Origin of the sequence: Mesorhizobium sp. M6A.T.Cr.TU.014.01.1.1 (assembly GCF_004022765.1) — a bacterium.
In the GTDB taxonomy this organism is placed as follows: domain Bacteria; phylum Pseudomonadota; class Alphaproteobacteria; order Rhizobiales; family Rhizobiaceae; genus Mesorhizobium; species Mesorhizobium mediterraneum.
Map to the genome: position 1 here is coordinate 1 of NZ_RZPG01000154.1, position 387 is coordinate 387.

Annotated in this window: 1 protein-coding gene; it reads left to right on the top strand. The window is 65.1% G+C overall.

Translation table 11 applies throughout. The annotated features are described in order from the left end of the window. Positions 1 to 387 (top strand): ATP-binding cassette domain-containing protein (locus EN885_RS33375; protein ID WP_128335275.1); only part of this gene is annotated, 387 nt, incomplete at both ends.

Below are 387 nucleotides of genomic sequence, written 5' to 3' on the forward strand. Positions count from 1 at the left end.
TCCAGGACCCGTCGGCGTCGCTCAATCCGCGCCGGCGCGTCGGCGACCTGGTGGCCGAGCCGCTGCGCATCCATGGCAGGCTCTCGTCGAGCGAGATCACCAAACGCGTGGCGGAACTGTTCGACCTTGTCGGCTTGCTGCCGGATCACGTCATGCGGTTTCCGCACGAATTTTCCGGCGGACAACGCCAGCGCGTCGGCATCGCGCGGGCTATTGCCCTGAACCCGGACCTCGTGGTCCTGGACGAACCCGTCTCCGCGCTCGACGTGTCGGTGCAGGCACAAATCGTCAACCTGCTTGCCGATCTGCAGGAGAAGCTCAATCTCACGTACATCTTCATCGCCCACGACCTGTCGGTGGTGCGCCAGGTGTCGACCCGCATAGCGG